Origin of the sequence: Aliiglaciecola sp. 2_MG-2023 (assembly GCF_030548145.1) — a bacterium.
GTDB classification, from domain to species: Bacteria; Pseudomonadota; Gammaproteobacteria; order Enterobacterales; family Alteromonadaceae; genus Aliiglaciecola; species Aliiglaciecola lipolytica_A.
In genome coordinates this window covers 70,641-96,913 of the sequence record NZ_JAUORY010000006.1, presented here as the reverse complement: position 1 = coordinate 96,913, position 26,273 = coordinate 70,641, and the positions used below count along the sequence as shown (strand labels likewise).

The following is a 26,273-nucleotide window of genomic DNA, read 5'->3' as shown; positions in this document are numbered from 1 at the left end:
CTACGATTTGAAAGGTATATTGATAATACAATATGTGGTTGTGTGGATATGCGTTTAGAGCAAAAGCTGTGCGTCTTTTTCAGAGATTGAGAAACGACGATTAATTAAAACTATAACTAGCACTGAAATGACAGGAAAACTTATGAAAAAAAATAAAAACTTTAAGTTAACGTTACTTGCTCAAGCGCTTTTAACTATTGCAAGTGCAGGAACTGTTACCACTGCTGTATCAGCTCAAGAAGTTGATATGGCAGATAATGCTAACGTTGAGCGCGTAGTGGTAACAGCTAAAAATCGTGTAGAGCCTCTGCAAGAAGTACCATTAGCTATTAACGTATTATCTGGCGACGATTTGAAAAATAATCAAATTAATGGAATGCGCGATTTGCAAGATGCAGTTCCCAATCTTTATCTCTCAGGTGCGAACCGGAATGACCCTACTGCTGTTGGTATGCGTGGTCTAACACCGAATACCTCAGACGAACGTTATCAAGGGGTTTCCTTTTTCCTTGATGGTATTCCGCTTAGTGGTCAATTAGCCTCATTAGGGCTAAATGGTGTAGAGCGAGTTGAAGTCATCAAAGGCCCCCAAGCTGCAAGTTTTGGTCGCGCTACATATAGCGGAGCCGTCAACTTTGTTACTAAGGAATTAGGCGGTGACGAGGTGACCGGTAATGTTCGAGCTAAACTCGGTCAAGTTAAAGGCGGTCCTGACACCAGTTATCTACTTGAAGGTTCAGTGGAAATACCATTGATCGATGACAAACTCTGGTTAGGTATATCTGGCAGTACTTTCCAAAATGGCGGGGTGACCGAAGCAGTAGATGATGGTTCATCTATTGGTCAAGAAAAATCGAATATTGCTTCATTAGAATTATATTATACACCCTCGGATACTCTTTCAGTCAAATTGCGGGGCTTGTATTCTCATGATAGAGATGGGGGGAATGTATCTGTTATTCAACATCCTAGAGACTGGGTTGAGGCGGGGGCAGATTTTGTTACATTGCCACGCGCGTCAGGCTCAAGATACCCCACGGTTCTGCCGGACCCTGATTTTGATAAAATAGCTAATCTAGGCGCTAGTGGCACTACTCGAGACCGTTATTTTACGTCTTTGATAGTGAAAAAAGAAATCGGAGATTATGAGTTAACCTATAGTGGCGGCTATTTTTACAATGAAGATGAGCGGGTCTCTGTGTATGCGAATAGGGATTATGCACCAGGGCAAGATCCAGTCTTTGGTGACCTTGTGGGTACCGACGAAATTGATTTGTCTTTTTATGCGGGTTTTACTTTTCCTTCTCGTGAAATCTTTGAAAACTTTAGTCAACAGCTAGTCTTGTTGTCGCCAGGAGATTCGGATTTTCGCTGGCGTGCTGGGCTTTATTACTTCTATGAGTCGGATGAAACCCAATTCACTGCTCTTACTAATTCTGCCAATCCTAATGGAACTGCGCGTCGAGATAAGATGGAGAACTATGCGATCTTTGGTGGCTTTGATTATGACTTGACTGAGCAACTTACCTTTAGTGCTGAAGGTCGAATTGCAGATGAAAAAGTTATCTACACTGATTGTCCTAATTGTACGTCGCCAATCGCTGAAGGAGACAGTTATTCGTCTACCGACTTTTCGCCTAGATTAACCCTTAGTTATAAATTGTCAGACGATAATATGCTTTATGGTCTTTATTCCTCAGGTGTGAAAAGTGCTCGCTTGAGTCGCATCGTCGTAAATGGAGAGGCTCAAGTCGCTTCAGCAGATCCTGAAGAGTTGGATAACTTCGAACTCGGTTCCAAAAATGAGTTTTACGATGGTCTTTGGACCTTGAACATGGCGGCTTTTTATCAACATGTTGAAAATCAGCAGTTAGTTAGTTCAGTGAACGTTATTACGGGTGACGGGGCCATTCCCGTAACTTATGTTAACAATGTGGGTGAATCAGAAGTATCTGGGTTTGAAATAGAATCAAAAGTTGCGATTTCAGATTCCTTTTCTCTGAATGGCTCGGTCGGTTATGCAAAGCATGAATTTGTTAACGATGAACCATTTGTTATGTCGGCAACCTCTGCTTGGGGCTTCCCTGGTGAAGTCGGTGACCCAGTATCATTGGACGGTAAAACCCAGACTAACGTACCTAAATGGAATGGCCGACTTGGTGGTGAATACTATGTAGCTGATGCATACAAAAATATGAGCTTGTCGGTACGATTCGATGCCAACTACCGAGGTAAATTCTATGCGGATCTGTCTAATCTTGTCACCATTGAAAGTGCTTGGACTTTTAATGGACGCATAAGCTTGACTGGGGATGACCTAGAAGTTGCTTTGTATGGTAAGAACATCTTTAACCAAGACAGAGCCATTGGTGCCGGTTTAGCTGGTTCATCATCAGTTTGCGCTTTTGTCGAAACAGATACCGCAACTTACGGTAATAACCAACTTTGTTTACAAGCAACAGGGCAAAGACCTGCTGAGTTTGGTGTAGAAGTGGGTTACAGGTTCTAAATTGCAATTCCCGTTGGCTCTGGCTGCATTTTTGTGTCGTCAGGGCCTTTTTTCGTTATTAGCAAATGGGTCATTTTTTACTATTTGTGGAGTTTGATAATTGATTAATAAAAATAATAACTCAAATAAATCGGAGGCTATCTGTGTCTAATCAAAGTTTAAGCGACACTCTGCCTGATCCAACTGCTGTTGATATCAATGCAGAAAAAAATAAATATGCGACTTTCTACTCGCTAGGCGGTCGCATAACCATTTTTGCCCTAATTCTGACAGCAGCATTGAATACAATGGACCGAATGGTGCTTTCAATGGTTGTGGAGCCATTGCGAGCAGATCTTCTTCTTAGTGAAACCCAAATAGGCGTTTTGCAAGGCTTATCCTTTTCGTTACTTTACGCATTTGCTGGAATTCCGTTGGGGTTGATGGCAGACCGTTTGAAACGTAATAAACTACTAGCATTTGCCGTATTGACTTGGAGTGGTGGGACCATTGCTTGCGGCTTGGCAAATAGTTTTGAATCATTATTTGTGTTTCGTATGATCGTTGGAGCTGGCGAAGCGGCACTATGGCCGGTGGCAATTTCCCTAATTGGAGACCTCGCTCCACAGCGTAACAGGGGCTTCCTTATTGGAGGGTTGATTCTTGGTCAATTGTTTGGTGCAAGTTTCTCACTCATCTTAGGCGGACATCTACTTGAAAGCGCAGTAGGCGGTGGTTTAGCTGGCATTCCATTTATAGGTGGCATGGATTCTTGGCGAATATTGTTTGTTATTTATGGCCTTGCTGGCTCATTGGCGATATTGATGTTGTTATCAGGCAAAGAGCCTCCGCGTGAATATACTAGCAGTAATCAATCTACACACCCTTTAGCCGGTCTTGGAGAGTTTTATAACTTCTTTAAGAGAAACTGGAAATCAGTCGGCTCGTTATATCTATTGACCACTGTAGTTGCAGTAGTGCAGTACTCAGGTTTAGCATGGAATGTGCCCTTGTTTTTAAGACGCTTTGAGTTGGGACCACAGCAAGTGGGTCTGATTTTAGGAATCGTTATGTTTGCAGCTGGTGGTATTGGTTCTCTGGCTGGTGGTTACGTTTCTAAACTTACTGGAAAAAGTCCTGTTAAACGGCTTAATGTGATTATTTGTGCGTATTGTTTATGTATCGGTTATGGGCTTGTCGCATTCAATCCTGGCCTTTATGTGACTGTATTTCTGGTTTCATTTCCTGGAATACTATTGGCTATAGCGGGCATTATGAAGTTGGTTATTCTACAAGACATTATACCTTCTCATATGCGTGGTGTAGCTACATCGTTGGAAAGATTGTTCTCTAGTTTGATTGGCGCATCATTGGGCCCAATGCTGGTAGCGATGTTAACCCAATATGTATTTGAGGCTGATGATATGGTTGGTGTATCGCTTGGTTTGGTCGTGGGGCCAGCCATGGGAATTGCGGCTATTTTAGCGTTCGTTCTGAAAAAAGAGATTGTTAAAAAGTATGATGGTATGAAGGCAGAGTAAGAGTCCTAAGTGGGGCTCTTTGTTTATTTTCTACTGCTAGCTTTTTATTAACTAAAGGTTAAATATGATAAAACGTATATTAAAATGGGTGAGTGGCATACTTATCGTTGTATTTCTAATTTGTGCGGGATTGATTGCAAGTATGCGCGCTGGTTGGTGGAATCCGACTTACGACTATGTACAACAAAAACATGCAATAGCACCTTCAAAGTTTGTCAAAGTAGGTGATACAACGTTACATGTGCGGGACGAAGGCGAAGGTCCGGTTATCATCATGTTGCATAGTTCAATGACAAATCTTCGCATCTATGATGACTGGGCTAATCTGTTAAAAACAGACTATCGTGTTATTCGTATAGACTGGCCTCCGTATGGACTTTCTAATGACCCTAAACCATCTATTGGTATGCCCGGTATTGTTGCGTTGCTTGAAAAATTTGTTGAACAAGAAGAATTAGAGAAATTTACTTTGGTCGGTAGTTCTAGTGGTTCAACTATTTCAGTACTTTATGCCGCATCTCATCCAGAACAAGTGCGTGCGCTTGCGTTGTCGACATTACCTTTGTCAGCACCACCAACAACAAAGCGACCAATCATCGCAAGTGTGAGTCGCTATATACATCAAAATTGGGTGCCTAATTATCTGCCACGATTTTACTATCAATCTTCTTTGAGTTGGTTGTACGGTGTCCCTTCGCGACTCAAGCCTGAGACGGTGACTTGGTATTATGAAACTAATAATATCCCGGGAAAATTTGCGCAGGTTAATCAGTATTACCAGGCTAATGTGAAAGCAATTTGGTCGAAAACTAAAGGTGCGGGTAATGAAGCGGCCCAAGTTAGGGTACCGATACTTCTTCAGTGGGGTGATGTTGATCCTGTTTTACCTATAAATCTGGTTTCAGGTGCAGTCGCTGAATTTAAGAACACCGAAGTGAAGGTGATTCATTACCCAGATGTTGGACATTATCCGATGTTAGAGTTACCAGAAGAAACCGGTAAAGATTTAAAGGCCTATATAGACCAAATTCATGCTCAAGAATAACCTTAGCTAAGTGTTTGCAATCTATTCTTCGCTTAGTCTATTGACAGACTTTGCGAAGAGTATTAATTAAGGTTTTCTCGCTCTGAGACAAGCGCGCTTCCTCTCGCCAAAATATTCCAGCAGGACGAGAGTAGCTAGACTGTCCGAAGTCTATCTGGATTAATTGACCTGATTTAATTTCGTCAGCGTATTCTCTGTGATTTCCTAGCGAAATAAAATCGCTGTTTAACAAACAACCTTTCATCAGTAATAAAGACGATGTTCGCAGACCAATCTCTGGTACAGGTAATTCATTATCGAGGAAAATCTTTTTCCAACCCTGAGTGACCATTGTATCGTCTGGCACGATCCATCGTGCATTGACGACATCTTTGAGTTTTGGTTTGCCTTTTTTCAATAACGGGTGGCCAGCGCGCATTAACATGCTAGCGCCTTCATCGGATAATTGTTCGAAAACTAGACCTGTAAGATCTATGGTTGGCGCCCTTGCACCGAAGGCCATGCGCACACTTCCTTCCTTTACCAATTCTACTAATTCATGGATGTTGTCTTCAACTACGGTAATTTGTAATTGTGGGGTCGTTACTGCTAATCGTGAAATAGCTAGAGGTAGTCGATGCATAATAAACATTGCTTCTGTACCTATTGTAATAGCTTCTTCCCGTCGACCACGAAGTGAATTGATGGTTTCTAGAGCTCGATCTCTTTCAGTCAAAATAATACGAGCATGAGGAAGGAGTTCTCTAGCTTGAGACGTTAAGGTGATACCTTGAGATCCTCGCTCAAAGAGCTTGATGTCTAAGGTATCTTCCAACTGTTGAATACTGCGACTCAATGAAGGTTGTGACACAGCGAGTATATCTGACGCCTTATTAAAACTGCCATGTTCAGCGACAGTTACAAAACGTTTTAATTGTCGGATATCCAAACTTTATTCTCCTAGATAAATATAATCTTAATGTATGTGACCATTGATTCTGCATACTAGATATTTTGTTATAGATTTATTGTATAGGCAATCGATAAATTCATTTAGATATTTTATAACTAAATGGTTATGGTGGACGCTCATTTTGATTATTTGATAGCCGATGATAGGAATTGATAATGGCAAAGAATTTATTTGTAGACTTAGCTATATTCGGTGACTCTTATTTATTGAACCGTCATTTCCCCTTATCAATTCAACAAAAAATCGTCCCCGGTAGGATGCATATCAATTTGCGCAGTAACCAACAGAATAAAGAGATGAAACAATGAAACCATATGTGATGGCGATGTGCCGTCCAGCGATTAAGCCCGTTTTTAATTCATCCAACAAAGTGCAACAAGAGATACTTGATGAGAATTTGACACTTTGCTGTGACCATATCTCTAGGGCCAGCGCAGAGCATAACGCCCGTCTAATTGTATTCCCTGAATTTACCTTTACAGGCTATGGTCCCTTGACCAATGCAGACTGGGTAGAGGCAGGAGTAACCTTTCCTGGGCCAGAAACCGATCGCTTTGCCGAAGCAGCTCAAAAAGCCAATGCTTACGTGGTCGTTCAAGCGGTCGAACGTCATGATGCGTTTCCGGGGCGTTACTTTCTTTCGGCTATCATCATTACTCCTGCTGGCGATATTGGTCTTAAATACCGCAAAAATTACACAATATCATTGCGCACTAGTCCTATAGATGTGTACGACCAATATATTGCTGAGTTTGGTGTCGATGCTTTCTTTCCGGTTTTAGATACTCCTCTTGGTGTTTTGGCCTTGTCCATTGGTGCTGAACCTCATTGGCCAGAGGCTATTCGTGAGTTGAGTCTTCGAGGTGCAGAAGTTGTGCTCAATCCTGTTGGCTCGCTATTTGGTGTGGATTATATGAAGCGACCCGGTGCTGAGCTGGTGCGAGGTACTAGGGCATTTGAGAACATGCTGTATTTTGGCATGACTAATATTGTCGGTGAACAAGCCGCTGATCCGCAAATATTTGATTTTAATGGCGCTAACATTGGCGAGGATGCGAATTACGGCATGACATTGGCTGAGGTGGATATTGAGGCGCTACGCTTGGCGCGCAAACAGCCTGGTGCCAATTTCTTAGCACAGATTCAGACCGCGCTTCATCGCGAGTTAAATGATTTTCCCCTTTGGCCTAAGAATACCTTTCCTAACGGGCCTACACCTGGTGCCGAAGAATTGCTAGCCGTTGAGAAAGCGTCTTGGCAACGTTGGTTGTCTTTATCGAAATAACAATGGGTATGAACCCTTAATCAAGACACTTAAACAATGCTTACTTGGTTAAATGTGGTGATCAATATTAAAAATAAATTCTGCGTACTTTAGTCAAACTAATACGCGCTTGTTTTTCCTTATGGAGGTTATGAAATGCCATGTGAAATTGTTGGCTTACACTTTTTTGCTGACTCGTCAGAATTACATCCAGTGGACAATGTTTTGGATACTGATTTTATTCGTGAATATGCCATCGCCCATGAAGAAGCAGGGTTTGATCGAGTATTGATTGGGCAAACTGCCACTTGGCCAGATGGAATTACTATCGCCAGTCATATTGCTGCGGTAACAACCAAACTGAAATTTATGATCGCACATCGTCCAGGATTTATTGCCCCGACTATGGCTGCTCGTATGTTCGCTACTTTAGATCAGTTATCAAATGGTCGTGTGGGTGTGCATATTATTACTGGCGCCAGTGATGTTGAAATGCAGTGCGATGGCGACTTCCATACTAAAGATGAACGCTATAAACGCAGTCGTGAATATGTTGATGTATTGCGTCAAATTTGGCAAAGCGATGCTCCTTCAAATTTTGCAGGAGACTGGTATCGCTTTAATGCTGGCTATTCAACCATCAAACCCAAGCAGGAATCTATTCCAATCTATTGGGGCGGCGGTTCGGAGCTCGCCGTTAAGTTGGGCGCAGAATGTGCGGATACATATGCAATCGGCCCTGGCACTGTTGAGCAGACAGCTAAGGTTATCGAAAATTTTAAAGCCGCAGCTGCAGAGCACGGACGTAACCCGGGTATTTCAATGTCGATGCGAGTCATTGTCGGAGAAACTGAAGAGGCCGCATGGCAAAAAGCACAAGGAGTATTGGACGCTGTAATTAAAATTCAGTCTACCGGCAAAAAAATCGGTCGTGATAAAGGGCCTGATGATTTGGGCGCTAAACATATGTTAGCGATTGCAGAGCAGGGAGATTGTCTTGATGAAAGACTTTGGACTGGTATTACCAAAGCAACTGAAGGGCGGTTGCATGCAATGGCCCTTGTTGGTACTGCCGAACAAGTATCTGATGCGCTCATGCTCTACTACCAAGTGGGAGTCGACCGTTTCCTCCTAAATGGTTTCGATACGATAAACGATGTTCGTCTATTTGGTCAGGAGCTTATCCCGCTGATCCGTGAAAAAGTGGCGATGCAAGATAGTAACTTAAGAATTATAACTAATATAAACGGTACTCAAGACTTTGTACCCAATTAATCGAGGAAAGATGAATGACTGAAAGTATATCAATTGTCGGAATTGGTGGTACTACTTCACCGAACTCTTCTACTGAGTGTGCGTTGCATATTGCATTGCAATCAGCTGTGTCTCAAGGCGCTTCAGTAACCCATTTTGACGGAAAGTTTCTTTCCGAATTACCGCACTATTCAATGGATGCATTAAACAATTCTGCTGAAGCTCGTGAGTTAGTCGCCAAGATACGTCAGGCAGATGGTATTATCATTGCCACTCCAAGTTATCATGGCTCAATTTCTGGATTAATAAAAAACGCCATTGATTATTTCGAAGAAACGTCTAAGGATTCCCGAGTTTATATGGATGGTCTTCCGGTTGGGATTATTGTGACAGCTTATGGTTGGCAAGCAATAGGATCGACACTTGGCTCAATGCGCTCAATTGTACATGCATTGCGCGGTTGGCCTACACCTTTTGGAGCTGGTATTCGAGTAACCCCAGGTATGTTTAAAGACGGTGCAGTTGATGATGCTAACGTAGACACTCAACTCACACTGGTTGGCAAGCAAGTGTTTGATTTTGCAAAACTACATTGCACTCCAACGTCAATTTAGTGATATCAAAACCGCACTCAGCGCGAAGCTAATTTAGTTTTGCGCTTGATAAGTTTATGCCCCACAAATGGCATTATTTAGTTTAATCATATTACACGCCTTGCAAGGCCGATAAACTCAAATTGTTTCTTCTTTGCTAATACTCATTATGACGCTTTTTTAAGCGTCAAACTCTTTTAATCCTTAATAAGCCGTACTGCAATTATCTCAGATTGCATATATTTCAACTTTCGAATTTATATTGACAATAATTATCAATGCGTGCAAATATAGATTTTTGCATAGCTATGCAAAAATGCTGATTAGCCAATTCTGGCTGATAAAAACAAGCTTAATTAAGGTCTGAATATGATTTATCAAATAGTACAAATGGACTTTAGGCGAGTGTTCATTAGCGGGCATTTTTGCGCAGCGCTAAAACGTTGTCATAACTATCTAATTGTTGGTTTGGTAAATGAGTGAAAATCATAAACAAGTGGCCGCGGCCAGCGATGTAGCCAAACTCGCAGGCGTATCCCAGTCCGCGGTATCCCGCACCTTTACTGAAGGAGCGAGTGTTTCGCTAAAAACCCGTAACAAAGTAATCGAAGCGGCGCAGCAATTAGGTTATCGACCTAATTTATTGGCTCGCAGTTTACTCAAGGGTAAGTCCAATATTGTTGGCGTGGTTTTAGGAAATCTGGAAAACCCGTTTTATTCTCAGATACTTGATGTGTTATCAACCAGTTTATCGGCGGGTGGTAAAAGGCTGTTGGTCTTTACCGTTGGAGCCAATGCTGAAGCTGATGCGCAGATAGATGAAATGCTTCAGTACCGAGTTGATGCCTTGATTCTTATGTCGACCACCTTGTCTTCCTCACTCGCTAAACAATGTCAAAGTGCCGGTATTCCCGTTGTCTTTTTAAACCGCACGGGACAATTTCCCGAATGCTGGGCAGTGACAGGTGATAACCAGCGTGGCTCACACTTAATTGGTAAGCACTTAATCGATTGTGGTTATCAGCGAATCGCCTTTATGGCTGGTTATGTTGATTCGTCTACCAGCTCAGAACGAGAGCAGGCATTTAGCCAATACATACAAGAACAAGGGCGGCCAGCTCCAATTCGCGAAGTAGGACATTTTAGCCGTCAAGGTGCATTAGCAGCGGCAAGACGACTATTAGCGCTACCACAGCCGCCAGATGCCATATTTTGTGCCAATGACCATATGGCTATGGCTTGCCTTGATGTCGCAAAATTTGAATTTGATTTAGAGCCTGGTAAAGACATCGGCATCGTCGGTTTTGATGACGTAAGCGCCGCTAGCTGGCCGAGCTTTGAATTAACCACTTTTAGTCAACCGGTGGCACTGATGGCACAAAAGGCCGCCGAGCTAATTATAAACCCTGCACTTGTGAGTCAACAGGCAGAACATTTTGTCGTACCAGGAGAGCTGCTTATTCGTAGCAGTACCGTTGGTAAAACGAAGTAAAACAACAAGCCCAATTAACAAACTAGGATAATAGAATGGCCGTTTGGTTAAAACGCGGAGCAACCGCAGAAGTAAAAGCTGATGCTGATCGTAAAGTCAGAGATATTGTAGAAAGTACCTTAGCCGATATCGATCAACGTGGTGATGCCGCAGTGCGAGATTTGTCGATAAAATTTGATGGTTGGGATCGTGAAGATTATCGACTCTCAGCTAAAGAGATCCAAGCCTGTATTGATACCTTGTCGAAACAAGACTTAAAAGACATCGAGTTTGCTCAAGCACAAGTCAAAAATTTTGCCACCATTCAACGCCAATCGATGCAAGACGTAGAAGTGGAAACTATGCCCGGAGTTATTTTGGGCCACAAAAATGTGCCAGTTAACGCTGCTGGTTGTTATGTACCTGGCGGTAAATATCCGCTTTTGGCCTCTGCTCATATGTCAGTTATCACTGCAAAAGTGGCTGGGGTTAAACGAGTCATAACCTGTGCGCCACCGTTCAAAGGTAAACCTGCACCGGCGATAGTCGCAGCTCAGGCGTTGGCGGGAGCTGATGAAATATATGCTTTAGGCGGTATTCAAGCTGTGGGCGCGATGGCATTAGGTACGCAAACTATCGATCCTATCGATATTCTTGTTGGCCCTGGAAATGCTTTTGTGGCTGAAGCCAAACGCCAGTTATTTGGTCGCGTCGGTATCGATTTATTTGCCGGTCCTACGGAAACATTGATTATTGCAGACGAGTCGGTTGACGGTGAAATATGTGCTACCGATATCCTTGGTCAAGTTGAACACGGCCCTGATAGTCCAGGTATTTTATTAACCAACTCTGAAAAACTTGCCCGTGAAACTATGGCTGAAATTGAACGCCTATTAGAGATATTGCCGACCGCAGATATCGCGCGCAAAGCGTGGGAAACCTACGGTGAAGTTATAGTCGCAGAAAGTTACGAAGAAATGGTACAAATTGCCGATGAACTTGCGTTTGAGCATGTTCAAGTGATGACCAGTGACCCGGAGTATTTCTTGAATAACATGACAAACTTCGGTGCCTTGTTCCTTGGTCCACGCACCAATGTGTCCTTTGGAGATAAGGTGATTGGTACTAACCATACATTACCAACCAAAAAATCGGCTCGTTTCACTGGCGGATTGTGGGTCGGTAAATTCTTGAAAACCTGTACCTATCAAAAAGTCACCACTGACGAAGCATCCGCTTTGGTGGGTGAGTATTGTTCACGTTTATGTAACTTGGAAGGTTTTTCTGGTCATGGTGAACAAGCGAATATACGTGTTCGTCGTTATGGTCATAGAGATGTGCCATACGCAAGTGCCGTTGTTCCTTCTGATAAAACTCGCGCCTGAGGTGAATTGTGACTGAGATTAGCTTACCTAAACTTCCAAATATGCGACTAGATGGACGTCGTGCGCTAGTGACGGGGGCTGGTCGAGGTATTGGCATGGCAATGGCTGCTGGTTTAGCTGAGGTTGGTGCGCATGTGACCTTAGTTGCCCGTAGTCAGGGCGAAATAAGTGCGGTGGCTGCGGCCATCGTCGCTGCTGGTGGTCAGGCTGAAGCTGTGTGTTTGGATGTTACCGATTTACAACAAGTCGAGGTCTTTTTCGAGCAGCGCCAAGGGTTTGATGTTTTGATTAATAACGCGGGTACTAATCGTCCGAAAGGGATGATGGATGTCACTGAAGATGACTACGATGCAGTTTTAAATCTGAATCTCAAAAGTGCGTTTTTTGTTGCACAGGCATGTGTGAAAAAAATGGTCGCGTCAAATATTAAAGGTTCGCTTATACATATTGGTTCGCAAATGGGTCATGTTGGCGGCCCTAATCGGTCGTTATATTGCGCTTCAAAATGGGCCTTAGAGGGAATGAATAAAAGCCTAGCTCTGGATCTTGCAAGTTATGGCATTCGCTCCAATACCATAGCGCCAACCTTTATTGAAACACCCTTAACCAAGCCGTTTTTTGAAGATCCGTTATTTTTACGCTCGGTATTAAGCAAAATTAAATTGGGTCGATTAGGACAAGTGCAAGATTTGATGGGCGCTGCAGTATATTTGGCTTCGGATGCTTCTTCGTTAGTCACTGGAACCAGTATAGTGGTGGACGGTGGTTGGACAGCCGATTAGTTTGCCACACCCCCTGCCACTGCTTTGCTAGCTGCTAATTTCTGTTAGAAGATGGCCCCAGTGCGTCCTCACATTAGACTTCTACTCATCTGGATCACCCTCTCGGTTCCGCTAATTTATTTTGTATCTCATTATTAATATGGATTATATTGCGTTGTGCAGCCTTGAGTAAAATGAAGCCTTAGGTTTAGATTATCCAATTGGAGAGAACAGCGCAGTGAGCAAAACATCGAACTGGCCCCTCAGTAGCCACAGCGAACGAATGGTGTCGCCCGTTGTTATTCGCCAGCAACTACAACAACATCCACTTACTCAAGATTGTTACCCTTTGGCAGTGGGCCGCTACGAAAAAGCGCTTTTTCATGAAATGTCACGAAATAGGCATGACGACAATATCTTGATTTATTGCTTTTCGGGCAAAGGTTTTTTACGTACTAGTGACTGGAGCGGCGAGATACAAAGTGGTGAGCTGGTGTTATTGCCTAGGGGAGTGAGTCATAGATATTGGGCAAATGCCGATGACCCTTGGTCGATTTATTGGTGTCACTTTTCCGGTCATCAAGCTCAAGAATATGTCTTTAATATGGATTATAAAAAGCAAATGCCGATCCTTAAAATCGGGCATTCACCCCAACTAATGGCACAGTTTGCCTCAGTGCTGGCCGAATCAAGCACAGGTTACAATACGCCAGCTATGATCTATGCTGCCAATATGCTTAAACAATTACTTGCTTATATCGGTAAGCTGGCGCAGCAAGTTAACACTCCTGAAAGGCAGCAATTTAACCTCGATATTTTACAAGCTTATATGTTGCAGAACCTGAATAAATCAATTGATCTGGATGCATTGGCAAAGCAGGTGAATTTGTCTAAGTTTCATTTCAGTAAGAAATACAAAGAAGCGACGGGTTTTTCACCGGTTCAACACTTTTTAAAAATGAAAGTGGAATATGCCAGCTACTTATTAGAAACCAGCGAATTAGCGATACAGGGTATCGCTTCACGGGTAGGTTATGACGATAGTTTGTATTTTTCTCGATTATTTAAAAAACACACTGGGTTGTCGCCTTCAGAGTATCGAAAACTAAAGCATAGTTAAGTGATAATGCCTTTGGTTATTCTTGCTTAACGTCTTATTGGAACTACCGCAGTCGTCAATTTCGACAAACAGCTAAGTTTACCTTGATCGTTCTCTAAGCGAATTTCCCAGATTTGTGAGCGAGAACCTAAGTGAATAGGTCTAACTGTTGCCGTTACTAAACCTGAGGATACCGAACGTATATGACTGGCATTGACTTCCTGACCAAACACTTGAAATAAGCTTGTGTCGACACAGTAGTAACCAGCTATGCTTCCTAAGGTTTCTGCAAGTACCACATTTGCGCCTCCATGGACTACACCGTATGGCTGAAAAGTGCGTTCATCCGCTGGCATAGTTCCACGTATAAAGTCGTCACCCACTTCCGTTACTTCCAGCCCAAGTGAGCGATTAATCTGACCTTTGGCTAACATTTGATTTAGATCTTCAACCTGTGGTTTTGCAAACCAGATACTCATTGCTTTACCTCAATAATCATCACAAAACATAAATTCCATCATACTAGCCTAGTAACGGTCAAATTAGTGTCACTTATAACGGACTATTTTTAGCCGTATGTATTTGAATAAACTGGTTTTATTAGTCTTGATATAATTGCATTATGCTGGAAAAGTCCAGAGCTCCATTGCCTTTTGACTTGTGCATCGAATACAGTGATTTTGCTTGCGAACCCATGGGCGCTGGTGAGCCACTTTGATGGCTAATGTCCATTGCCAAGCCTAAATCTTTGTACATCAAATCAACCTGGAAGCCTCCTTGATATCCGTTAGACGAAGGCACTCCTTCCATCACATTGGGATAAGGATTATATTTTTGTAACGCCCAATTATTGCCAGAGCTTTGTAACATTATTTGCGATAACACTGCGGGATCTAGGCCATTTTTTACGCCCATATTAAGTGCTTCCGCAGTGCCTGCCATTAGCACTGACAGCAACATGTTATTACAACATTTTGCGATTTGACCTGCGCCACTAGCGCCTGCATGAAAGATGTTTTGACCCATGTTCAATAAAATCGGTTTAGCTTCGGCAAATTGTGCATCTGTCGCGCCAACCATAAACGCTAAGGTACCTGCCACTGCGCCAGCCACACCACCAGAAACTGGAGCGTCAACAAAGCTTAATCCGCGCTGCTCGGCAATTTCACATACACGTTTTGCAGTTGCTGCATCAATCGTTGATGAATCAATGATTAAGGCGTCTTTTTTAACCACATCAAACAATGGTTGCGATGACGATACGTAAAGCCCTTCAACATGCTTCCCTGAAGGCAACATTGAGATCACTACATCTGACTCTTGAGCCGCCTCAACCGCGCTGCTTGCGGCTAAACCACCTTTTGTTACGACATGTTTAATCGCCTCAGAAGATAAATCGAATACTTTAACAGAGTGACCAGCGTTAACTAAATTGATGGCCATTGGACCACCCATATTACCTAAACCTATAAAACCAATAACGGCCATGACTTTGTCCCTTACTAATATAAAGTTAAACGGTGAAAAATCATTTCAATTCAATAGTGGTATTTACACCGGTATCAATATCATCATCGAACCATCTTGCTGTGATGGTTTTTGTCTCAGTATAAAACTTCACGGCTTGCTTACCATAAGCGTGTTGATCACCGTAGAACGATTTTCGCCAACCAGTAAACGAAAACATCGGGAGCGGCACAGGGACTGGGACATTGATACCCACCTGTCCGACCTTTATCTCGTGTTGATATTTACGAGCAACTGCGCCAGAAGAGGTATAAATGGAGGTGCCATTGCCATAAGGGTTTTCATTAATTAGGTTAATGGCTTCTTCTAAGGTGTCCACTTCCAATACAATCAATACCGGACCAAATATCTCTTGTTGGTAAATTGACATGTCGCGAGTGACATCGGTGAACATCGTTGGACCAACCCAATTACCATCGGGATATCCAGCAACTTGATAGTCACTACCATCGAGTAAACAGGTTGCCCCCGCATCTTTGCCTTCTTGAATCAGCTTCAACACCCGTTGTTTCGCTTGTGGATTGATCAAAGGACCATAACCGGCTTCAGGATCATCCCAAACACCAGGTTTGACCTTCGCCAATGCATCACGCATTTCACCAATCCATTGCTTTGTTTCACCTACCAACACGACTACCGAAATCGCCATACAACGTTGTCCGGCAGCGCCAACTGAAGCTCCTGCAATACCATTAATAACTTGGTTTTTTGATGCATCAGGCATGACGACCATGTGATTCTTAGCGCCAGCAAAGGCTTGTACTCGTTTTAGGTGGTCGGTACCGGTACGGTAAATATGTTCACCCACAGCCACTGAGCCTACAAAGGAAATCGCCGGTGTATCTTTATGTTCCAATAATTGATTAACAGCATCTTTTCCACCGTGCACAACTTGCAATAAGCCGTCAGGTGCACCTGCTTGTTTAAACAGTGCCGCCAATCGCATAGGCGTGAGTGGATCTTGTTCTGACGGTTTAAGTACAAATGTGTTACCGCAGGCAATTGCCATGGGGAACATCCACAACGGGATCATCGCTGGAAAATTAAAGGGGGTAATACCGACGCAAACACCTAAAGGTTGCGTGATGCTGTAACAGTCAATCTTGTTAGCTACGTTTTCAAGAATCTCACCCATACTCAATGAGGCGATATTGCAGGCATGTTCAACAACTTCGATACCCCGCCATACATCCCCTTTGGCATCAGCAAAGGTTTTTCCGGTTTCTTTAGCCAGTAAGCTGGCAAGTTCATCATGATGCTCTTTAAGTAAAGCTTGGTAACGCAACATGAGTCGCGCTCTGTCACCAACTGGCACATCTTTCCAAGTTTCAAACGCTGCTTTGGCTGCGTTCACTGCATCTTCGACTTCTTGCGAGGTGGCGAGAGGGACTTGAGCAATCACTTGTTGGTCGGCTGGGTTGGTAACATCCAACCAGTGTTGGGTTTTACTTTGGACTAGCTCACCATTAATTAGCAATGGCACTTTGTGTATTTGTTCGGACATAACAATTCTCAAGTATCGTATCAATACTTTAAGATTAGCATATCTGGCCGAACTAGAAGATTGATAATCTTGTGAACATTATGGACTATCTTGCGATCATAAATGAGGGATTGTTAGCAGTTTTGTTGCGCTCACGCCGATGGCGATTTGCCCATAAACTGGCAATATCGCCTTGCTCGGTCAGTGAAAGTTAATTTGTTAGTTTAACCTTTGGAAAAAATTGAATGATCCTTGGTCACCGATTTTTCTAGAAAAACTAATGCCAAGTTCAATCAATTGAGGTGCATTATTGTACTGTTTAATGACTTTTTTCAGTTCACTGACCGCGCGTTTTGTTTGGTCAACGCTATCTAATGCAATAAAGTAAACATAAGCGTATTGAACATTTTGCGAGTCCCATTTTATAGCCTGTTTAAATGACTTTATAGACTGCAATTTTTGTTGCTGACGAATTAAATGCAAACCTTGCGCGTAGTGTAATACTGCTGATTTAGGATTGGCTGTTAGCCCTTGTTGAAGGGTTTGTGCAACTTTATCGGTTTGTTGTGATGCACGATAAATATCCACCAAATTAACGTAATTGATATCAAAGTAAGGATCGACTTCAATTCCATGTAAAAGTGCATCTATCGCTTGCTGGTTTTGTTGAAGTTTCATATACACTTGGCTTTGATTCAGATTTCCTTCACCGCGCCACTGGGTTTGTGCATTGCTGGTAAGCAGTATGTCTAACGCTTGTTTGAATACCGCAGTGGTGTCCAATCCTAAGCCAATTAAATCACTTGCAGCAAACGCTCTTACGGCTTTATATTTATCGTTTAACAGCGTTTGATAGCTTTTTAAACGCTCTGCTGGTGGCAGTAAATGGCCTATTCTGGCGGTAGCCAAGCGAATTAAATCATGCTCTGAGTTTACCCATTTTTGAATATCTGCATCACTCAATTGTTGCACAGAATTTGGTAACATAGAGATGGCACTGGCGCGTTTTATCACGCTCAGCTGTTCATCATTAATCAATCTGAAATGCGCTTGCTGGGGCAAATAGCCTCGATGCATTAAGTCAATATAAGCCTGTTCTCCTTGCGGTAACGACTTAGGTTTGCCGTGCCAGAGTTCGACATTTTTGGCTGCCCATTGGGCTGACTGATCTTGATGGCACTGGTTACACGCATTCGGTGTGTCATAGGTTACCGACAAATCAGGGCGAGGGACGGTTAAGTTGTGGTCGCGCCTATCATCTACACCCATATATGTGGTCTCCGGCATATGACAATTAACGCATTGAGCACCAGCAGAATCCATTGGGTGACGAATATGTTCAGGCTGTTGGTATTCTTGAGGATTGTGGCATTGCAGACATAATCCGTTGCCTTGCACCTTAATCTTCATACTGTGTTGATTATGACAGTCAAGGCAGTTGACTCCAGCTGCAAACATTTTACTTTGTAAAAATGAGCCATAAACATAGACCTCTTCCTTAATATGGCCATCAGCATGATACAAGGGAGGTGATAATAACGTGGGTGAAAATTGATCTAAAAATGCCGTTTCGGAATCGATTCCATCTGTCAGTGGAGCGCGTAACGAGTGGCATGCAAAGCAAGTATCCATAAATTTGTTGTCGCGGGGAGGCCCTTGCCAATGGGCGACCTTATCATCTTTTGTACGCAACCAATTGCCAAACTCCTGCTGTTCTTCTTTGCTTAATAGGGGCTCAGAGCTTGTGGTTTGAGTGGAGTCAGTTTTTGGGTGCTCGGTCATTTTCCCGTGACATGATTGACAGCCAACATTGATGTTGTCCCAATGTGTATCGAAACTGTTGTCAGCCACATTGTAATTACGTTTCAGACCATCAGAATGACAGTCCGCACACATGCCATTCCAGTTCTGCAAAGGTTGTTGCCAATGTAAGCGGTCATTGGGTTTGATGTCTTCTTCGGGATAAATGGGGTACCAACGCTGCCCACCGTTTTGTTCTGTTCTAGAGTCCCAGGCAAAGGGAAAAACCTGCAATCGGCCACCGTCTTTTTCGATGAGGTATTGCTGCAATGGGTAATGGCCAAAGGTGAATTTTACTTCATAATCATTGGTGCTTGCGTTTTCAGTAAAGCGAATACGATAGGTATCATTTTTTGTATAAAATTTGGCGTTTTGTGAATAATGCTCTGCCTCAACGCCGGAAAAGTCACCCAACACACTATGTTTGTTGGCGATGGCCATCGCCTTTGCATGGTCTGACTGATTCCAATCTGACACTGCTTGTTGGTGGCAAGAGACACAATCTGTCGCATTAATCGAGGCGCTAATCTCACCAATATTAGAAAACCACAGCAACAACAAAAGCAAAGGAACAAACTTCATGGATTAAACTCACAATTTACTTATATAAAAATACCTAGACGATGCAGCTAAATTTAAAAACGGCAAACATCTTAAATTAGGGACTTAAAATACAGGAATTAGTAGTGATTAACACCCTCATATTGCATATTAGTAATTAGGCCATGATCAGACTTTGGTTAGCTAGGTCAAAAACTTTTTTTAGGTATTTATACAAACCTGTCTGGATGGGGTCATAGTTTATTGGTTTGCTTTGGAAACCGATTCTCTTTTTACTATAGTCGGTGCGTACTTAAAAGTTTTTCCTGGCTCAGGCTGAATCCCTGCTGCATATTGCAGCGCAAGTTCGGTCGCTTTGACTGCCATCATTTCTATAGGGTATCGAAGTGTAGTCAATTTAGGGCGACAATATTTGGCAAGTAAAACATCATCGTAACCGATGACTGAGACTTCGTTGGGTATATCAATACTGTGATCTAGTAGCATGGTCATTGCACCTGAAGCCATCGCATCGTTATAGGCTAACACTGCGGTAAATTCTGCTCCCTTAGCGAGAAAATTTTGCATCGCTACTTCGCCACCTTCTTGATCTGGCGTGCTGTACTCAATCATATTAGGTGATAAATCAATACCGTTTGCGTTCAGCTCTTGTTCAATACCTGCAATTCGGTCTACTGGATCGTTTATCTGATATTTACTACTTACAACAACAAGCTTTTTGTGTCCTTGCTTTAGTATGTATCGAGCCATAGTTTCCCCCCCCGCAATATTGTCCAACCAAACGCAACGATTGCCGATTTCTTCGATATAACGATTGATTAATACAAATCCGGGAATGGTATTTGCGAAATCTATCAAAGTGGCATCATCTAGTGCCTTACTATGCACCACCATAGCGTTACAGCGGTGCTCTAAAAGGGTTTCAATTGCTTTTAATTCTGTGGCCTTTTCAATTGATCCTGTGCTCATCAATATTTGAACATTCTTCTTACGGGTTACCGATTCAATGCCATGTGCCATAGTCGCAAAAAATGGATCTGATAATTCTGGTAGTACGATGCCAAAAGAGGCACTTCGCTGGGTAACAAGCGCGCGTGCATTGGCATTTGGCCGATATCCAAGGTCGGCCATGATCTTTTTTACTCTATTGCGTGTTGCCTCTCCCACCTTAGGGCCATTATTGATCACACGAGATACCGTGGCAGACGAAACGCCCGCTTCTTGTGCAATATCTTTAATTGTAGCCATAGCTGGAAGTACCTCTCAAATCCGAAGTTGTTGTGAGCATTAACGCTACTGATAGTAAACTAACTATTGCTACCATCCTAGCTGTTTTTGTGAAAGTTTAACCTGTTTTTCATTTATCTCCATTATATCCCTTTATTTATGTAGGGAAAACGTATAACCTTCATGTTTACCTTAAGGAGTCATAATATGAATATATTGGTTACCGGTGGAGCAGGTTACATTGGCACACATACGCTGATTTCGCTTATCGCGAGCGGTCATGATGTTGTGGTGGTAGACAATCTAATTAACAGTAAAGCTGCAGCTTTGAAGCGCGTCGAAAAAATTACGCAAACAAAAATTCCATTTTATAATGTCGACATTCGAGATGAAAACGGTTTGGATGACGTTTTTGTTCAACATGATTTTGATGCGGTAATTCATTTCGCTGGATTAAAAGCGGTTGGTGAGTCAGTACAAAAGCCCTTGGCATATTATGACGTTAATATTAGTGGCACTAGGGTGATTTTAGATGTGATGCAAAAACATGGCGTCAATAGTATTGTGTTTAGCTCTTCAGCCACAGTTTATGGTGATCCGCATCAAGTTCCCATTGACGAAGGCTTTCCGCTAAAAGCGACTAACCCCTATGGCCGCACAAAGCTGTTTGTTGAAGAAATGCTAAAAGATGCGGCTATAGCGAATGCAAATCTTAACGCTATTATTCTAAGATACTTCAACCCTGTTGGCGCTCATCACAGCGGTTTGATTGGTGAGGATCCCAATGGCATCCCAAACAACTTGGTACCTTTTATCGCGCAAGTGGCGGTGGGTAAACGTGAGTCGCTGGCAGTATTTGGTAGTGACTATCCAACGGCAGATGGTACTGGAGTACGTGATTATATTCATGTGGTGGATTTGGCTGAGGGTCACGTATCTGCGTTAGAGAAAAAGCACGAACAAGCAGGGGTACATATATATAACTTGGGTACAGGCAATGGCAACAGTGTCCTACAAGTGATTAATGCATTCGAGCAAGCCAGTGGTCAACAGATCAAATATACTATTTGTGACAGACGAGCAGGAGATATCGCTCAATGCTTTGCCTTAGCAAACAAGGCACAGCAGGAACTTGACTGGCAAGCAACAAGAGATATCAACACCATGATGGAAGATGTATGGCGATGGCAGTCTGCTAATCCAGATGGGTATGAATAGATAACTAGGTCTACTCCTATTTGCTAATAAATGTAGATGTATTTATATATTTTCAACGTTAATTTTGTCGTATTTCATTTGCTTAAAAAATAATCTATAGCGACATGTTGCGATCTGTAGGGTAATCGTTTACCCTCCATGGGTTGATAAAATTTACACTAACTATCAAGGTAGAAAAATATGATGGATACCGAATTCGATCCTACTGAACATCCACATCGTCGTTTGAATCCGATGACTGGAGATTGGGTGCTTGTTTCACCTCACAGAGCGAAACGTCCTTGGCAGGGGCAGTCTGAAGCCGTCGATAACAAACAAAATCCAAGTTATGACGCAGATTGTTACTTGTGTGCTTCTAACACGCGAATAAACGGTGAAGTCAACCCTGATTATAAAAATACCTTTGTATTTGAGAATGATTTTGCTGCATTAAAAGAAGACGTCCCTACTTTTGCAACTGAAGATCCACTTTTTACTATGCAAGTAGAGAAGGGCCGCAGTCGTGTTATTTGTTTTTCTGAAGATCACAGCAAAACTCTACCAGAGCTTTCATTAAACGAACTTGTAGCAGTCGTTGCGACTTGGCAACAACAAGCACTAGAGTTGGGCCGCGAGTATCAGTGGGTCCAGGTGTTTGAAAACAAAGGGGCGATAATGGGGTGTTCTAATCCTCATCCCCATGGTCAAGTGTGGGCTCAATCTCATCTACCGACTCTTGCAATGCGCAAGCGCGATAATTTTACGACTTATTTTGAAAAGTATGGTAACTCACTGTTAAATGATTATGTACAAAAAGAACTAACGCTTAAAGAGCGTATAGTTTGTGAAAATGATGACTGGTTAGTTGTAGTTCCTTATTGGGCTGCATGGCCTTTTGAAACTTTGCTATTACCGAAGTTCTCAATCTCGAGTTTAACTGAATTGAATGAGGTAACTAGCAAAAGCTTGGCAGATATTATTCGCCAAATAACTATCCGATACGATAATTTGTTTAGTACCTCCTTTCCATACTCTATGGGTTGGCATGGTGCTCCATTTGACCAAGAGACACATCCGGAGTGGACGTTGCATGCGCACTTTTTCCCGCCCTTATTGCGCTCTGCTACAGTGAAAAAATTCATGGTGGGATATGAAATGATGGCTGAATCACAACGGGACCTTACCCCAGAGCAAGCCGCACAGCGATTGCGCGATGTTAGTGCAATACATTATAAGGAGTCTCAACATGACGATAAATAATATCTCAGAAAACCTATTTTCAGAACATTTTAATGGCTCTTTAGAGGCCGATATAGTGGCTCCTGGACGCGTAAATTTAATTGGTGAGCATACAGATTATAATCAAGGCTTCGTATTCCCAGTGGCGATAAACTTTGGCACACAAATTCAAGGTGCTAAACGTGATGATAATATTGTTGAAATCGTTGCGCTGGACTACGATTCCGAAAAATCACAGTTTGCTTTGGATGATATTCAGCACGTTGAAACGGCTACGTGGAGCAATTATGTTCGCGGTGTAGTGAGGATCCTTAAAGCTAAATATCCGCAAATTAAAGGTGCAAGCTTGCTGGTAAAAGGCAACGTACCGCAAGGAGCGGGGTTGAGCTCTTCTGCTTCGTTTGAAGTGGCAGTGGTAAAGATATTTAGTGAGTTATATAACTTAGATATTGATGGTGTAAATGCAGCGCTGATTGGGCAAAAAGCAGAGAACGAGTTTGTGGGTTGTGCCTGCGGAATTATGGATCAGCTTATTTCAGCGATGGGAGCTAAAGGCAAAGCAATGTTGCTTGATTGTCAGTCATTATCATTTCGCCATACTCACGTATCAGATGACTTTAAACTGTTGATCATTAATTCCAACGTAAAACGAGGACTAGTTGATAGCGAATATAATCTGCGACGAGAGCAATGCGAAGCTGCTGCACACATCATGGGTGTAGCCTCTTTGCGAGAAGCAAACGTTGCTTTGCTCGAAGCCAACAAAGTCGAACTGGGTGATGTGAATTACAGACGTGCAAAGCACATTATTACTGACAATCAACGCACCTTAGATATGTTTACAGCATTACAACAAAATGACTATAAGACTATCAATAAGCTAATGCGTAACAGCCATAATTCTATGCGTGACGATTTTGAAATTACCACAAGTGAAATAGACTATTTGGTATCTTTAGTTGATCAAAATCTAGGTGAGCTGGGTGGTGTAAGAATGACCGGTGGTGGTTTTGGCGGTTGTGTAGTGGCACTCGTACCAAATGATAAATTAGACGAAATAGTTGACATAATTGATGCCAATTACCAAGTTCAAACAGGTATAAAAGAAAGTGTTTATGTGTGCACTGCTGAACAAGGTGCTTTCTATCAAGAAAGTGCGTCAAGCTAAAATTGTGATAAAAAAACTAACTCTATCAGCTCCTCAAATTTCAATATAGTTAATCAGATTTTTTATGTCAAAGTGGCAACAGTACAAGCACTATTGCCACATACTTGATAGTTTATCTCCACACTATAGGCATAAACACCGTCATTTCAGCCGTGCCTCGATTGCTCCACGAAAAGTACGGTACTAATTGTACTTTATGTCGAAGAAATGTAGGTTTTGTTGATATTGAATGATACATATTTTCTGACGGTTGTTTGCGCATCAACATAGTCGCTTCAATTGTTGTAATACCGCCTAGAAAATCAGTCTTGTGCTCGATTTTAAAATCGGTTTCGCCATCAATGTACGCATCTAAAATTGTTGCATTTTCGGGTAAGTCAGGTGATTCAACACAATAAACGATAGGCCCACGTTTAACTGCCACTTGATTGCGCACTTCTTCTATTCGCGGGTGACCTTCTATAAAAGTCGCTTCCATAGGTAGGTCTATTGTAATGGTGTCGCCTTTCTTCCAGTTCCGCATAATTATGGCATAGGTTCCGGGCTTGGCGGTTACCTCTGCGCTGTGTCCATTCACTTTTATATCTGCACTTTTAGTCCAACCTGGGATGCGAAGCGCAATTTCGAAAGAGTCTGATTTACACTCTTCAATAGTCAGGTTGATAACGCCTTGCCATGGATAATTCGTTTCCTGAACAATCTTAATCGCAGTTCCATCTCGCATATTCGTTGCTAGCTTGTTACCACCGTATAAATTTACATAGATTCCGTTTTCGGACAAGCTGTAAGCCCAGCCTGATAAGTTTGCAATAGTACGAACAAGGTTGGGAGGGCAACAAAAACATGCAAGGTAGCCTTCACGGTTGGGTGTTTCAGTAACATCAGCATGGGAATGATAGTCGCGAGCGTTATGCAGCATTCTAAGTGGATTAGCATAGAAGTAATCTTTACCTTCGATACTAATCCCCGATAATCCACTGTTGTGCATCACCAGCTCGATAATATCCGCATATTTTGCTTGGCCATGGATACCCAGCATTCTGAAGCTAAACATAGCATTACACAAGTTCGCGCAGGTTTCGTTATATGCGGTAAGGTTAGGCATCATATAGTCATCAATAAAACCTTCTTCTATCATGTCCCGGTTAGCAGAAGCTCCATAATGAGTTTGACCAACCGCGCCTGTTGCGTACATTTTCTTTTGAGTAACACTTTCCCATAAACGATCCAGTGCAGTTAGTAGGGCTTTTTCACCTGTCTCAGCGTACACATCTGCAGCACCTGCGTAATAATATAACGCTAACACAGCGTGACCTACAGGATCAGTCTCTTCGCGCAGCGGAGTGCGCTCTTGCACCATGTCTCCGATTGGGTAGCCTACTGTGGTTGAATCATGCACGATGTCGTATGTACCGCGGCGGTCGATAAATTTTTTCGCAAGGTCCAAATATTTTTTGTCACCTACCGTGCGATATAACTCAACCAAACCCATAATTTGAGTTTGGTTAAAACCAAAGCGTTGGTAATGTTTCGTGTCGGGGAAAAAAATGGTGTACAACAATTCAGCGTGTTTAATCGCAATATCGAGAAAGTTGCGTTTCTCAGTTAAACGAAAATGAGCACAGGCGCTTATGAACAAATGACCCGTATTGTACATTTCATGATATTTGCGGTTCTCGTATCTATCTGCATCTGGGTTTAATTGAATTTGAGTTTGCAAGTAACCGTCCGGTTCTTGCGCTTTTGCAAAAATCTCAATGTATTCATCTATTTCGTTTAATAATGCAGTGTTTTTTGATAACGCATAAGCGTAAGTTTTTGCTTCCACGAATTTATAGAAATCACCATCATGCCAATACATGCCCTGATGTTTACCTTCTTTCATTCCAGCAGCAATTTTAAAGTTATTGAGTGCGTGACCTATGTCTCCGCATAACACATCGCCCATGTATGGGAGCATTACATCAATTGCTTTTTGGGTTTTGTCTGCCCAAAATCCAGTAGTCCATTGACAGTCAGCAAAATTAGTGGCTTTAAGCTTAACGTGTGGACTATTTGAATTGGCGATAATCGCTTTATTTTGTGAATTAATCGCGCTCATGATTTTACCTCTTTGTCTTTTGGTCTTAACTTTAATTTTGAATAGTGTTCAATTTATTCACACTTTCGATCACTAATTAAACATTGTATTTTACATCTTTTAAACATACTATGTTTA

At 42.4% G+C, this 26,273-nt stretch carries 21 protein-coding genes; 14 read left to right on the top strand and 7 right to left on the bottom strand.

Annotated elements, in window-relative coordinates; translation table 11 throughout:
- Positions 1-142: 142 nt before the first annotated feature.
- From Q4567_RS08195 to Q4567_RS08185, 3 genes are all read left to right on the top strand, one after another.
- Positions 143-2,509 (top strand): TonB-dependent receptor, encoded by a 2,367-nt coding sequence (locus Q4567_RS08195; protein WP_216049274.1) that lies wholly within the window; start codon positions 143-145, stop codon positions 2,507-2,509.
- 143 nt (positions 2,510-2,652) lie between these two features.
- Positions 2,653-4,029: an MFS transporter gene (locus Q4567_RS08190; protein ID WP_216049273.1), complete on the top strand. Its 1,377-nt coding sequence runs from the start codon at positions 2,653-2,655 to the stop codon at positions 4,027-4,029.
- Between the two features lie 64 nt (positions 4,030-4,093).
- Positions 4,094-5,074, top strand: coding sequence for an alpha/beta fold hydrolase (locus tag Q4567_RS08185; RefSeq protein WP_303500051.1), 981 nt, complete (start codon positions 4,094-4,096; stop codon positions 5,072-5,074).
- A gap of 37 nt (positions 5,075-5,111) precedes the next feature.
- Here the strand turns inward: Q4567_RS08185 and Q4567_RS08180 are convergent, their stop codons facing one another.
- Positions 5,112-6,002, bottom strand: a complete 891-nt coding sequence (locus Q4567_RS08180) for a LysR family transcriptional regulator (RefSeq protein WP_216049268.1) — start codon at positions 6,000-6,002, stop codon at positions 5,112-5,114.
- A gap of 179 nt (positions 6,003-6,181) precedes the next feature.
- Between Q4567_RS08180 and Q4567_RS08175 the strand changes: the two genes are divergently transcribed.
- From Q4567_RS08175 to Q4567_RS08140, 8 genes are all read left to right on the top strand, one after another.
- Positions 6,182-6,334, top strand: a complete 153-nt coding sequence (locus tag Q4567_RS08175) for a hypothetical protein (protein ID WP_216049267.1) — start codon at positions 6,182-6,184, stop codon at positions 6,332-6,334.
- Positions 6,331-7,311, top strand: a complete 981-nt coding sequence (locus Q4567_RS08170) for a nitrilase-related carbon-nitrogen hydrolase (RefSeq protein WP_216049266.1) — start codon at positions 6,331-6,333, stop codon at positions 7,309-7,311. The genes Q4567_RS08175 and Q4567_RS08170 overlap by 4 nt, the downstream gene beginning before the upstream one ends.
- Before the next feature lie 135 nt (positions 7,312-7,446).
- Positions 7,447-8,565, top strand: a complete 1,119-nt coding sequence (locus Q4567_RS08165) for an LLM class flavin-dependent oxidoreductase (RefSeq protein WP_216049265.1) — start codon at positions 7,447-7,449, stop codon at positions 8,563-8,565.
- 14 nt (positions 8,566-8,579) lie between these two features.
- Positions 8,580-9,158: an NADPH-dependent FMN reductase gene (locus Q4567_RS08160; protein ID WP_216049264.1), complete on the top strand. Its 579-nt coding sequence runs from the start codon at positions 8,580-8,582 to the stop codon at positions 9,156-9,158.
- A gap of 454 nt (positions 9,159-9,612) precedes the next feature.
- The gene (locus tag Q4567_RS08155) at positions 9,613-10,629 is read left to right on the top strand and encodes a LacI family DNA-binding transcriptional regulator (RefSeq protein WP_216049263.1); all 1,017 of its coding nucleotides are present in this window, start codon (positions 9,613-9,615) and stop codon (positions 10,627-10,629) included.
- Positions 10,630-10,664: 35 nt separating this feature from the next.
- Positions 10,665-11,993, top strand: coding sequence for a histidinol dehydrogenase (gene hisD, locus Q4567_RS08150; protein ID WP_303500048.1), 1,329 nt, complete (start codon positions 10,665-10,667; stop codon positions 11,991-11,993).
- Between the two features lie 8 nt (positions 11,994-12,001).
- Complete coding sequence (locus Q4567_RS08145; RefSeq protein WP_216049261.1) at positions 12,002-12,775, top strand: SDR family NAD(P)-dependent oxidoreductase; 774 nt, start codon at positions 12,002-12,004, stop codon at positions 12,773-12,775.
- A gap of 217 nt (positions 12,776-12,992) precedes the next feature.
- Positions 12,993-13,874, top strand: a complete 882-nt coding sequence (locus Q4567_RS08140; protein WP_303500047.1) for an AraC family transcriptional regulator — start codon at positions 12,993-12,995, stop codon at positions 13,872-13,874.
- Positions 13,875-13,900: 26 nt separating this feature from the next.
- On the opposite strand, the gene Q4567_RS08135 is transcribed toward Q4567_RS08140, so the two are convergent.
- The 5 genes from Q4567_RS08135 to Q4567_RS08115 all read right to left on the bottom strand — a co-directional run bounded on the left by Q4567_RS08135 (position 13,901) and on the right by Q4567_RS08115 (position 20,472).
- A complete protein-coding gene (locus tag Q4567_RS08135; RefSeq protein WP_216049259.1) occupies positions 13,901-14,332 on the bottom strand; it encodes a hotdog fold thioesterase in 432 nt (143 codons plus the stop codon).
- Positions 14,333-14,453: 121 nt separating this feature from the next.
- Positions 14,454-15,341, bottom strand: a complete 888-nt coding sequence (gene mmsB, locus Q4567_RS08130; protein WP_303500046.1) for a 3-hydroxyisobutyrate dehydrogenase — start codon at positions 15,339-15,341, stop codon at positions 14,454-14,456.
- A gap of 40 nt (positions 15,342-15,381) precedes the next feature.
- A complete protein-coding gene (locus Q4567_RS08125) occupies positions 15,382-16,872 on the bottom strand; it encodes a CoA-acylating methylmalonate-semialdehyde dehydrogenase (protein WP_216049407.1) in 1,491 nt (496 codons plus the stop codon).
- 210 nt (positions 16,873-17,082) lie between these two features.
- Complete coding sequence (locus Q4567_RS08120; RefSeq protein ID WP_303500045.1) at positions 17,083-19,245, bottom strand: ammonia-forming cytochrome c nitrite reductase subunit c552; 2,163 nt, start codon at positions 19,243-19,245, stop codon at positions 17,083-17,085.
- A 219-nt stretch (positions 19,246-19,464) separates the two neighbouring features.
- Positions 19,465-20,472 carry a substrate-binding domain-containing protein gene (locus Q4567_RS08115; RefSeq protein WP_216049256.1) on the bottom strand — a complete coding sequence of 336 codons (1,008 nt, stop codon included), beginning with the start codon at positions 20,470-20,472 and terminating at the stop codon, positions 19,465-19,467.
- A 186-nt stretch (positions 20,473-20,658) separates the two neighbouring features.
- Between Q4567_RS08115 and galE the strand changes: the two genes are divergently transcribed.
- From galE to galK, 3 genes are all read left to right on the top strand, one after another.
- Entirely contained in the window at positions 20,659-21,669 is a 1,011-nt protein-coding gene (gene galE, locus Q4567_RS08110) for a UDP-glucose 4-epimerase GalE (protein WP_303500044.1), read from the top strand.
- Positions 21,670-21,852: 183 nt separating this feature from the next.
- Positions 21,853-22,908, top strand: coding sequence for a UDP-glucose--hexose-1-phosphate uridylyltransferase (locus Q4567_RS08105; protein WP_216049406.1), 1,056 nt, complete (start codon positions 21,853-21,855; stop codon positions 22,906-22,908).
- Positions 22,895-24,055, top strand: coding sequence for a galactokinase (galK, locus tag Q4567_RS08100; RefSeq protein WP_216049254.1), 1,161 nt, complete (start codon positions 22,895-22,897; stop codon positions 24,053-24,055). The genes Q4567_RS08105 and galK overlap by 14 nt, the downstream gene beginning before the upstream one ends.
- Positions 24,056-24,167: 112 nt before the next feature.
- On the opposite strand, the gene Q4567_RS08095 is transcribed toward galK, so the two are convergent.
- On the bottom strand, positions 24,168-26,156 hold the full coding sequence (locus Q4567_RS08095; protein ID WP_216049253.1) for a glycoside hydrolase family 127 protein: 1,989 nt from the start codon (positions 26,154-26,156) through the stop codon (positions 24,168-24,170).
- Positions 26,157-26,273: the final 117 nt, after the last annotated feature.

Excerpts from the sequence above, each read along its gene's own strand:
- Q4567_RS08195 (WP_216049274.1), top strand. The coding sequence starts at position 143 with ATGAAAAAAAATAAAAACTTTAAGTTAACGTTACTTGCTCAAGCGCTT.
- Q4567_RS08185 (WP_303500051.1), top strand. The coding sequence starts at position 4,094 with ATGATAAAACGTATATTAAAATGGGTGAGTGGCATACTTATCGTTGTA.
- Q4567_RS08175 (WP_216049267.1), top strand. The coding sequence starts at position 6,182 with ATGGCAAAGAATTTATTTGTAGACTTAGCTATATTCGGTGACTCTTAT.
- Q4567_RS08170 (WP_216049266.1), top strand. The coding sequence starts at position 6,331 with ATGAAACCATATGTGATGGCGATGTGCCGTCCAGCGATTAAGCCCGTT.
- Q4567_RS08165 (WP_216049265.1), top strand. The coding sequence starts at position 7,447 with ATGCCATGTGAAATTGTTGGCTTACACTTTTTTGCTGACTCGTCAGAA.
- Q4567_RS08160 (WP_216049264.1), top strand. The coding sequence starts at position 8,580 with ATGACTGAAAGTATATCAATTGTCGGAATTGGTGGTACTACTTCACCG.
- Q4567_RS08155 (WP_216049263.1), top strand. The coding sequence starts at position 9,613 with ATGAGTGAAAATCATAAACAAGTGGCCGCGGCCAGCGATGTAGCCAAA.
- hisD (WP_303500048.1), top strand. The coding sequence starts at position 10,665 with ATGGCCGTTTGGTTAAAACGCGGAGCAACCGCAGAAGTAAAAGCTGAT.
- Q4567_RS08135 (WP_216049259.1), bottom strand. The coding sequence starts at position 14,332 with ATGAGTATCTGGTTTGCAAAACCACAGGTTGAAGATCTAAATCAAATG.
- mmsB (WP_303500046.1), bottom strand. The coding sequence starts at position 15,341 with ATGGCCGTTATTGGTTTTATAGGTTTAGGTAATATGGGTGGTCCAATG.
- Q4567_RS08120 (WP_303500045.1), bottom strand. The coding sequence starts at position 19,245 with ATGAAGTTTGTTCCTTTGCTTTTGTTGTTGCTGTGGTTTTCTAATATT.
- Q4567_RS08115 (WP_216049256.1), bottom strand. The coding sequence starts at position 20,472 with ATGGCTACAATTAAAGATATTGCACAAGAAGCGGGCGTTTCGTCTGCC.
- galE (WP_303500044.1), top strand. The coding sequence starts at position 20,659 with ATGAATATATTGGTTACCGGTGGAGCAGGTTACATTGGCACACATACG.
- Q4567_RS08105 (WP_216049406.1), top strand. The coding sequence starts at position 21,853 with ATGGATACCGAATTCGATCCTACTGAACATCCACATCGTCGTTTGAAT.
- galK (WP_216049254.1), top strand. The coding sequence starts at position 22,895 with ATGACGATAAATAATATCTCAGAAAACCTATTTTCAGAACATTTTAAT.
- Q4567_RS08095 (WP_216049253.1), bottom strand. The coding sequence starts at position 26,156 with ATGAGCGCGATTAATTCACAAAATAAAGCGATTATCGCCAATTCAAAT.